This window comes from Pseudodesulfovibrio sp. JC047, from assembly GCF_010468615.1.
GTDB lineage: Bacteria > Desulfobacterota > Desulfovibrionia > Desulfovibrionales > Desulfovibrionaceae > Pseudodesulfovibrio.
Map to the genome: position 1 here is coordinate 20,269 of NZ_WUEH01000030.1, position 9,384 is coordinate 29,652.

Genomic DNA, 9,384 nt, shown 5'->3' on the forward strand with positions numbered 1-9,384 from the left:
ACCAAAAAGTTTCGAGAGTCCAGAGAACCTTTTCAAAGGTTCTCTGGTCGTCGAAGACGCCACCCCGGCGAGGGGCTGCCGGAGGCATACCCACCCCGGCGAGGGGCCGCCGGAGGCATACTCACCCCGGCGAGGGGCCGCCGGAGGCATACTCACCCCGGCGAGGGGCCGCCGGAGGCATAAGCCAACCCGAATCACCGACTCCTTTTTCCTTGGCTGTCTGGTTCATGGAATGATATGCACTGTATGGCCGGATATATGGAAATGGAGAAGACGGATGACGATTGAGAGCGGAATTGCATTGGCGTTTGCCACCTTCGTGTTTGCCTGTATTCCCGGACCGGGAGTGGCGGCACTTGTAGCCCAGTCTCTGTCGCGGGGATTTCGAGCCGGGATCGGATACGCTGCGGGCCTGGTGTGCGGTGATCTGGTCTATCTGCTGACGGCCCTTTGGGGGCTGGGGTGGATTTCGGCACAGGTCGGCCCATGGTTTGTCGTGCTCAAATGGGCCGGAGCGGCCTATCTGGTTTTCATGGGCATCCGGGCGTGGCGGGCCGTGCCACCAATCGGACGGTTTACCGACTCCGTGCCGCCGAGGAGTGGGCAACGAAGCTTTGCAGTGGGATTGTGCGTGTCCCTTGGCAATCCCAAGGTCATTGCTTTTTATTGTGGCTTTCTGCCGGGCTTCGTGGACCTGCCGACATTGACGGGCGCGGAAGTCCTTGTGGTGGTTTCGCTGATCATTCCCACTGTTTTTACGGTCCTTTCCCTTTATGCATGGCTGTCCAGCCAAGGGCGTACCGCCATCCGCTCGACGCGTGTCTGGAAAACCATGCATCGAATCGCCGGCAGTGTCATGATCGGTGCCGGTGTCGCGGTTGCGGCGGAGTAGTTTTTTTAATGGTCGCATTTCGTATTGGGTGTCATTTAACGCAAAGAGCGCAGACACCGTTCAGAAACGTCTCTGTTCAAAAGAGAGCGTTGGAGGCCTTTCGTGTCCAATATACTTTCAGTCAGTGAACTGACCAAATCCGTGAAGGCCCTGCTTGAGGCCGAATTTCCCTTTGTCTGGGTCCGAGGACAGGTGACCAATCTGTCGCGTCCGGCCAGTGGTCATGTGTATTTTACGCTGACTGATGGAGACGCGGCCGTGTCCGTAGTCTGGTTCAAGTCGTCGCAACGGTCCTCTGAACCGGTGAAACAGGGCGAGGAACGGGTGAATCCGTTGACCGGTGAGATTGAGGAATCAAGTGGTTCGACCGCATTGACCGGCAGCGGCTTGGAAGACGGCATGGATGTGTTGTGCGCTGGCCGACTCAATGTCTATGAACCGCGTGGTCAGTACCAGTTGGTAGCGGAGTTGGTGCAGGATCAGGGCGTGGGCGATCTGGCCGTGGCGTTCGAGGCGTTGAAACGAAAGCTGGCGGGCAAAGGATATTTTGACGAGGACCGCAAATTGTCCGTGCCGGACAACCCGACGCGGGTGGCGGTGGTGACGTCGCCGTCAGGCGCGGCTATTCGGGACTTCTTGCGCATTGCCGATACGCGTGGCACGGGCGCTGAAATACGAATTTACCCGTCGCTTGTGCAGGGCGATCAGGCTCCGGAACAGCTCGCGGCGGCAGTGGATGCGGTCGACGCGGACGGCTGGGCCGAGGTGGTGGTGTTGATCCGTGGCGGTGGGTCGCTGGAAGATCTGTGGGCGTTCAATACCGAGCCGGTGGCTGATGCCATTTATCGGGCCAGAGTGCCGGTGGTGTCCGGAGTCGGGCATGAACCGGATGTGTCCATCGCGGATTTCGTGGCGGATAAACGGGTTGCCACTCCGAGCCATGCGGCCCAGGAATTGTGGACGCACAGAGAGACATTGGTGCAAAAACTGGATGTGCTTGATCTGGGACTGGGGCGTGCGTATAGCTCGTTTTTGCACGGCAAGATCACGGATTTCGATCATTTGCGCAAGGCGTTGGTCTGGCTGTCGCCACAGCGACGGCTGGAGCGGATGGAAGATCGGTTTACGGCTTTGTCTGCCCGACTTCAAGGGGCGGGATTGGAGCATCTTTATGAGAATGTGGAGACCGTGAAACGGACTGCTGATCGATTGGATCGAGCCTTTGGCCCGACGCGGGTGATCGATGCGACCGAGACCGTGAGCGGATTGGCGCATCGTCTGCATCAGGGCGCACAGGTGTTTTGTGAAAACAAAGTGCAGGCGTATGATCTGTTGCGGACGGCGTTGCATGGCCTTGACCCGGAAGGCCCGCTTGAGCGGGGGTATGCGCTGGTTCGCGTGCATCGAACCGGGACGTTTTTGCGTGACCCGAAAGGGGTGACGAAGGGCGACGGGCTTGATATCAGGGTGAAGGGCGGCTCTGTTGCCGCTGTGGTGACTGACGAAATTTCTTTTGATAAATAGGATTGATATTGATGAAAAATACCGTGTTTCTTGGGGCACTGTTCCTGTGTGTGAGTCTGGTGTGTGCCCCTGTGGGCGTGTTCGCCCAAAATGCAGCGAGTCCTGCGGACATGCCGTCTGCCGCGGCAACGTCTTCTTCTGTGGTCGTCATCCCCATTGTGGATGCGTCGCCCGCTGTGAAAGAGGCTTCTGCTGCTCCTGCCGTTGCGGATGAATCGCCAGTTGTGAAAGAGTCTCCCGCTGTGGACCCTTCTCCTGCTGTGAACGAAACTCCCGTTGTACCAGTTGCGAAGACGTCTTCTGTTGTAGTTGTTCCTGCTCCAGAGGTTTCCCTTGCTGAGGAAGTGCCCTCTGGTACGGACGAGTCGTCTGCTGTTGAAGCGGTGCCTGCCGCGACGACTTCAACCCCGACAACGCCCCCGGCTTCAGTAGCAAAAGTGTCGAAGACTGCTGAAACAGCACCTGTCGTTCCAGTGGAAAACGCCTTGGTTTTGGCTGTGCCGTCCCGTGTGGACGTGGGACAGCCGTTTCTGGTGCGATTGACCTCGGATCAGCCGCTGGATTCCGTATCCATCCATTGGATGGGCAAAGATGTGCAGCCGTCCATTTCGGTCTGGAACAATCGGCATGTAGCCTTGGCCATGCTGGGGTCTGACGTGTTGGACACCACGGCCGGGAAAAGGGACGTTTCGGTGATCGCTTCCGTGGCCGGGACCGAAAAGACCCTCCGCCGAACCGTGACCGTGGCAGGCAGGGAGTATCCCAAACAGGAATTGACCTTGCCGCCATCCATGGTGACCCCGCCCAAGACTGTGTATGACCGCATCGCCAGGGAACGTGAACAGACAACGGCGGCCAAGAATACGGTGACACCGCGTCGTTTGTGGACTTTGCCTCTGCTACGACCCGTGGATGGCGACGTGTCCAGTACCTATGGGCTGCGTCGGATTTTGAATGGGACTCCCAAGAACCCGCATCGGGGCGTGGATTTGCGGTCCCCCATGGGGAATCCCGTGAAATCCGTGGCCAATGGCGAGGTCATTCTCGTGGGCGATCATTATTACGCGGGGAAATCCGTGTATATCGATCACGGAAATGGGGTGGTCAGTCTGTATTTTCACCTGTCAAAACCGCTGGTCAAAAAAGGGGATACCGTCAAACGGGGACAGCCTATCGGACTGTCCGGCAAGTCCGGACGGGCCACTGGTCCGCATTTGCATTTTTCCCTGTCCGTGCTTGGCGAATTGGTTGATCCTCAACCGCTGTTCGTGAAAAAAGTCGATATGTTGCTGAAATAGGTCCGTATACATGAGCATTTCATTGTGTGTCCGCAGGGCATTTCTGCTGTTGATTCTGTGTGTGTCGTTGTCGTCTGTCGCCAATGCCGCCGGTATGGTCGTGATCGACTCGCCGGAGACCATCGGGGTGGGCAAACCGCTTCTGGTCAATGTGACGTCGTGGTATCCCATGGATGATGTCCGCGTGACGTGGGCTGGTCGGGAGGTGGCTCCCTCGATCTATGAGAGCGAGGGAAAACACCATGCCGTGGTGTTTCTGGGCATTGGCCTGCGTGGCGAACTCGGGGTGTACCCGGTGGATGTGACGGTTTCCATCTGGGGAAAAAACTATCATTTTTCCAAATCCGTTTCCGTGGTGGAATCCACATGGGGGCATGAAACCTTGACCGTGCCGCCCAAGATGGTCAAACCACCCAAGAAGGCCTTGGAACGGATCGCTCGGGAACGGGAACGCATCATGGCCGCTCTCAATACGGTGTCGCCGGAACGCTATTGGACACTGCCTTTTTCCCGACCAACCAAGGGCAAGATGCTCAGTCGATTCGGGCTGCATCGGATTTTCAATGGAGACACGGCCAGCCGACATACCGGACTGGATTTCCGGGCCTGGGAAGGGACACCCCTCTACGCCATGGCTGCGGGAAAGGTCATTTTGAAAGGGCATTTCTACTACGCTGGCAACTGCATTTATGTGGATCATGGGAATGGCTTCATTTCCATGTACGCCCATATGTCCAAGGTGCTGGTCAATGAAGGGGACATGCTGACGGCAGGACAGAAAATCGGACTGTCCGGTGCGACCGGCAGGGTGAACGGCGCGCATCTGCATCTGGGGACGTTCATGCAGGGACAGGTCGTTGACCCGGAGCCATTGTTCGCGATGGAAGCCGATGCTCTGCCGTACGAAGAAACCTCGTTTCATGGAGCTGAAAATGGCAAAAGAGACATTTGAAAAGAAGTTGGAACGGCTCAAAACCGTGGTCGAGACATTGGAGCGCGGTGACCTGCCCTTGGAAGAGGGCGTGGCCCTGTATAAGGAAGGGTTGGTTCTGGTCAAGGGCTGTGGCTCCCAGTTGGACCATGCCCGGAATGACGTTCGGATTGTGTCCGAAGGGTTGGTGAAGGAATTTGACGCGCTGAATGCACTTGGCGACGAAACGGAGGACGGGCTGTGAGTTTCAAGGAACAATTGGCACACCGTGCCTCGTTGGTAGAGCATTTCCTTTCGAATTGTCTGCATGACCGAGCCATTCCTCCGCGATTGCTCGAATCCATGGAATATTCTCTGTTGGCGGGTGGCAAGCGGCTTCGGCCCGTGCTCATGACGTCGTGGGCAACCATGGTAAACCCGGAAGCTTCGGGGCTGCACGATCAGGTGATGCCCTTTGCGGCCTCACTCGAATGTATCCATACCTATTCCCTGATTCATGACGATCTGCCCGCCATGGATGATGATGACCTGCGGCGGGGCAAGCCGTCCAATCACGCGCAATTTGATGAAGCCACGGCCATTTTGGCCGGAGACGGTCTGCTCACCGAGGCCTTTTGGCTGATGACCACGGCATCGTTGTCCAAAGGATTGCCTGCCGATCGCGTCTTGCGCGCCATTTCCGTCTTGGCGACCGCAGCAGGAGCGGGGGGCATGGTTGGCGGTCAGGTGGTCGATGTGGAGTTCACTGGCCGAAATGATGTGCCGCTTGACGAGTTGCGCGCAATGCACGCCATGAAGACCGGCGCGTTGTTGACAGCGGCCTGCGAGTGTGGCGCGATTTTGTCCGGTGCGAATGAAGCCGTGATTGATGCTGCCCGTTCGTTTGGCCAATCCGTTGGCGTGGCGTTTCAGATCGTGGATGATGTGCTTGATGTGGTCAGTGATACGGAGACCCTGGGCAAACCGGTCGGGAGCGATGAAGAAATGGGCAAGACGACCTATCCTTCGCTCATTGGTCTTGAAAAAAGTAAACATTTGGCATCGCAATATATTGAAACCGCAACACAGCATCTGTCCTCGTTTGCCGGGCCGGAAAAGAGTTTTCTGGAAGCCCTCGCGCGATACATAGTGGACAGGGTGTACTGATTGGAATAAACTTCTACTCTTATGATTAAAGACCCCATGAAGACAGCCATTCTGTCTCAAATACACAAGCCCCACGATGTCCAACGGCTGGAAGGCGACGAGCTGACCGTTCTGGCCCGTGAATTGCGTGATGTCATTATCAGTCAGGTCTCTGCCCATGGTGGCCACCTTGCGCCGTGTCTCGGTGTTGTCGAGCTGACGTTGGCGTTGTTCAAGTCCTATAATCTCGACTCGGACAAACTGGTGTGGGATGTCGGGCATCAGGCCTATGCACACAAGCTGCTTACCGGGCGGCTCGATCGATTTTCGACATTGCGGCAGAAGGACGGCCTCAGCGGGTTTCCCCGTATGGCGGAATCTCCGTATGATCATTTTGGTGTGGGGCACTCGTCCACGTCGATTTCGGCTGCGCTTGGCATGGCCTTGGCGCGGGATCTCAAAGGGGACGACAACGAAGTCATTGCCGTCATCGGCGATGGGTCCATGACGGCTGGTCTGGCTTTTGAGGGCCTGAATCAGGCGGGCGATCTCGGTCGGAAGATGGTGGTTGTCCTCAACGACAACGAAATGTCCATTTCAAAGAACGTCGGGGCGTTGTCCCAGTTCCTGAGTCGCAAGATGACCACGCCGTTTTTACAGCGGCTCAAGAGCGATGTGGAAGGACTGCTCGGGACCATTCCGAAGATCGGTGACGATCTGGCTGGCTATGCCAAGCGGTATGGCGATTCCGTGAAGTCGTTCTTTACGCCGGGTATTTTGTTCGAGGCCTTTCATTTTACCTATGTCGGGCCGATTGATGGCCATGATATCGGCAAGATGGTCAAGGTGTTCGAGGAAATCAAGAAGCTCGACAAGCCCGTGCTCGTGCACGTCATGACCAAAAAAGGCAAAGGCTATCAGCCTGCGGAATCCGATCCCTCGCACTATCACGGTGTGGGTGAATTCATCCCGGAAACCGGCCTGGCCCGGAAATTCTCCGGTTCGGGACTGCCGTCCTATACCTCCATTTTCGGGTCCACCCTGTGTGATCTGGCTGAAAAGGATGAATCCATCATGGCTATCACTGCGGCCATGCCCGAAGGCACCGGGACTGAGTGTTTTCACCAGCGGTTCCCGGAGCGATTTGTGGATGTGGGTATCTGTGAGCAGCACGCCGTCACGTTTGCCGCAGGGTTGGCCACGCAGGGATTCAAGCCCGCAGTGGCTATTTATTCCACCTTTTTGCAGCGCGCCTATGACCAGATCATCCACGACGTGTGTCTGCAAAATCTGAATGTGAATTTCTTTCTTGATCGGGGTGGCCTTGTCGGTGAAGACGGTGCGACCCATCACGGCGCGTTTGACATGAGCTTTCTGCGCCACATTCCCAATCTGGTGTTCATGGCACCCAAGGATGAAGCCGAATTGGCCCAGATGATGGCCACGGCTTTTGCCTATGACGGTCCGTGTGCCATGCGCTATCCCCGTGGGACCGGGGTGGGTGCCAAGGTTCCCAAGTATCCGACGCCATTGCCCATTGGCGAGGGAGAACTCGTTCATGACGGCAAGGATGTGGCGATCATCACCATTGGTTCCAGGGTGTATCCTGCCGTGGAAGCGGCCATGGAATTACAAAAGGACGGTCTGGATGTGGCCGTCTTCAATACTCGGTTTGTCAAGCCGTTGCCCGAAAAACAGCTGTTGGGGCTGGCCGGTCGCTTCAAGCGGATTCTGTTGGTTGAAGAAAATGCCGAAGCCGGTGGTTTCGGGTCTGCGGTTCTTGAATTGTATGCCGGGCATGATGTTTTGCGTGATACAGTGATCCGCCAACTTGGTCTTCCTGATGAATTTGTTGAGCACGGAACGCAGAAGCAACTTCGGGCCTTGGTAGGTATCGATAAAAATGGTATAAAGCGCGCGGTGGAGGATTTGTGTAACTCGTAAGATGCAGGAGAGATCATGGATGAACCGTCTGTTTCTTCTTTTTCACCGGAACGAAGGAAAGGATATTTCAGAAAGTCTCGCCGATTTGCTCGGGCGGTGTCCACGGTATCCCATTGGATGGGATGGGGAGGACGCCAACTGGGGTTTTACATTCCATACCGTTGGGCTGGGGCAGTGCCGACTGTCACGGAAGATGACACATATCATTGGTTGAAGCGTTCATGGGACGACGATCAGTCCTCATTCAGTGAGTCCTTGGAACGACTTGCGCCATATCGTGATCGGTTTCGTGATTTTTCGAAAAAAAATACCGAAGATCGGGATTGTCCCCGTTTTGACCAGAGTTGGTGTCCGGGGTTGGACGGGGCTGCCGCCTATGCGTTTGTCCGGGAAAACCGGCCTGCCACCATCATTGAAATCGGGTCAGGGCATTCCACCAGATTCATGGCCAGAGCCATAGCGGATGGTCTTCTTTCCACTCGATTCATTTCCATCGATCCTCAACCCCGTCGGGGTATCGATCATTTGTGTACCCATATCATACGACAGACTTTGGACACGGTTGATACGGCTCTTTTCAGCAACCTGAAGGCCGGGGATATACTGTATTTTGACGGAAGTCATATCGCCATGCCGGGAACCGATGTGGACACGTTGGTGAATCAGATTTTACCGCTGGTCGCGTCTGGAGTCTGGGTCCATTTCCACGATATCTTTCTTCCATACGGCTATCCGAATATCTGGCGATGGCGCGGGTATAATGAGCAGTCCATGGTCAACGCGTTGCTGGCTGGTGGAGAGCGTTTTCACGTCCGTTTCGCCAGTGCGTATATACGCCGTTCCATGGCGGACAGAATAGCTGGTTGGCCCATTCCGGTGTCGGAAAGGGCCTTTGAATCCAGCTTATGGCTTTCGGTCGCGTGATTTATCGGCCGCAGCACTTTTTGTATTTTTTGCCAGAACCACATGGGCACGGCTCATTGCGGCCGATTTTCGGTTCTTTGCGAATCGGCGGACCGGAGACCATGTCGCCATCCACATAATACCAGACACCATCTTCCTGACGAAAATGACTGCGTTCACGATGGGAGAGTGTTTCGCCATCAATGGCGTAGTTGGCGGAAAATTCCACGATACCGTCCGTATCGTTTTCCAGACCGGCCCACGTCTCGTGAACCGTCAATCCCAGCCATTCGGCTCTTTCTGACCATTCCCGGACAGAAGCGTCGTCGTGGCCTTCGAGTGTTTCAGGAGCCAGGCTGGTTTTGAGATAGTCGAGTTCGTGCAGAACGTATGCTGAGTAGCGAGCGCGCATGACTGCTTCGGCAGTCGGTGCGGTGGCTTCGCCGGAAATATAGGGACCGCAACATTCGGCTGTTGCTTTGCCAGAGCCGCATGGGCATGTTTGAGACATAGTTTTTCCCTCGGTTAGAGTTTGGTTCGCGGATTGTAGAGATTTGTTGGTTGGTGTCAATGAGTAATGGGTGGGGGGCTTCGAGCAGCCGGCCTTTGAAGAGAGGGGATGCCGCTTGCAGCAGCGATGCTTTTTGGAGTGAAGAGAAGAAAAAGATGCGCCTTTGGCGCGGAGCCAGGGTGGGTGCTGCGCACCCGAACCACTTCCATGCCCTCCCGGCGGGGGCCGTTTTTTTGTTGGGGCAAATTGTCAAACC

The 9,384-nt window shown here is 56.0% G+C and carries 9 protein-coding genes; 8 read left to right on the forward strand and 1 reads right to left on the reverse strand.

Annotation, left to right across the window (positions count from 1 at the left end):
* Window positions 1-277: 277 nt before the first annotated feature.
* The 8 genes from GO013_RS15380 (at window position 278) to GO013_RS15415 (ending at window position 8,638) form a co-directional block, all read left to right on the forward strand.
* The gene (locus tag GO013_RS15380) at window positions 278-892 is read left to right on the forward strand and encodes a LysE family translocator (protein ID WP_163812674.1); all 615 of its coding nucleotides are present in this window, start codon (window positions 278-280) and stop codon (window positions 890-892) included.
* 102 nt (window positions 893-994) lie between these two features.
* Window positions 995-2,416: an exodeoxyribonuclease VII large subunit gene (gene xseA / locus GO013_RS15385; RefSeq protein WP_163812676.1), complete on the forward strand. Its 1,422-nt coding sequence runs from the start codon at window positions 995-997 to the stop codon at window positions 2,414-2,416.
* An 11-nt stretch (window positions 2,417-2,427) separates the two neighbouring features.
* On the forward strand, window positions 2,428-3,714 hold the full coding sequence (locus tag GO013_RS15390; RefSeq protein WP_239057909.1) for a M23 family metallopeptidase: 1,287 nt from the start codon (window positions 2,428-2,430) through the stop codon (window positions 3,712-3,714).
* Between the two features lie 10 nt (window positions 3,715-3,724).
* Window positions 3,725-4,666, forward strand: coding sequence for a M23 family metallopeptidase (locus GO013_RS15395; RefSeq protein ID WP_163812678.1), 942 nt, complete (start codon window positions 3,725-3,727; stop codon window positions 4,664-4,666).
* Entirely contained in the window at window positions 4,647-4,889 is a 243-nt protein-coding gene (gene xseB, locus GO013_RS15400) for an exodeoxyribonuclease VII small subunit (RefSeq protein WP_163812680.1), read from the forward strand. Before GO013_RS15395 ends, xseB begins: the two co-directional genes overlap by 20 nt.
* Window positions 4,886-5,791 carry a polyprenyl synthetase family protein gene (locus GO013_RS15405; RefSeq protein ID WP_163812682.1) on the forward strand — a complete coding sequence of 302 codons (906 nt, stop codon included), beginning with the start codon at window positions 4,886-4,888 and terminating at the stop codon, window positions 5,789-5,791. The genes xseB and GO013_RS15405 overlap by 4 nt, the downstream gene beginning before the upstream one ends.
* 36 nt (window positions 5,792-5,827) lie before the next feature.
* Entirely contained in the window at window positions 5,828-7,714 is a 1,887-nt protein-coding gene (gene dxs / locus GO013_RS15410) for a 1-deoxy-D-xylulose-5-phosphate synthase (protein ID WP_239057910.1), read from the forward strand.
* A 15-nt stretch (window positions 7,715-7,729) separates the two neighbouring features.
* Window positions 7,730-8,638 carry a class I SAM-dependent methyltransferase gene (locus GO013_RS15415; protein ID WP_163812686.1) on the forward strand — a complete coding sequence of 303 codons (909 nt, stop codon included), beginning with the start codon at window positions 7,730-7,732 and terminating at the stop codon, window positions 8,636-8,638.
* Between the two features lies 1 nt (window position 8,639).
* Here GO013_RS15415 and GO013_RS15420 read toward each other — a convergent pair whose 3' ends face one another.
* The gene (locus GO013_RS15420) at window positions 8,640-9,128 is read right to left on the reverse strand and encodes a YchJ family protein (protein ID WP_163812688.1); all 489 of its coding nucleotides are present in this window, start codon (window positions 9,126-9,128) and stop codon (window positions 8,640-8,642) included.
* Between the last annotated feature and the right edge of the window lie 256 nt (window positions 9,129-9,384).

Coding starts and splice junctions, on each gene's coding strand:
- GO013_RS15380 (WP_163812674.1), top strand. CDS start 278: ATGACGATTGAGAGCGGAATTGCATTGGCGTTTGCCACCTTCGTGTTT.
- GO013_RS15390 (WP_239057909.1), top strand. CDS start 2,428: ATGAAAAATACCGTGTTTCTTGGGGCACTGTTCCTGTGTGTGAGTCTG.
- GO013_RS15395 (WP_163812678.1), top strand. CDS start 3,725: ATGAGCATTTCATTGTGTGTCCGCAGGGCATTTCTGCTGTTGATTCTG.
- xseB (WP_163812680.1), top strand. CDS start 4,647: ATGGCAAAAGAGACATTTGAAAAGAAGTTGGAACGGCTCAAAACCGTG.
- dxs (WP_239057910.1), top strand. CDS start 5,828: ATGAAGACAGCCATTCTGTCTCAAATACACAAGCCCCACGATGTCCAA.
- GO013_RS15415 (WP_163812686.1), top strand. CDS start 7,730: ATGGATGAACCGTCTGTTTCTTCTTTTTCACCGGAACGAAGGAAAGGA.
- GO013_RS15420 (WP_163812688.1), bottom strand. CDS start 9,128: ATGTCTCAAACATGCCCATGCGGCTCTGGCAAAGCAACAGCCGAATGT.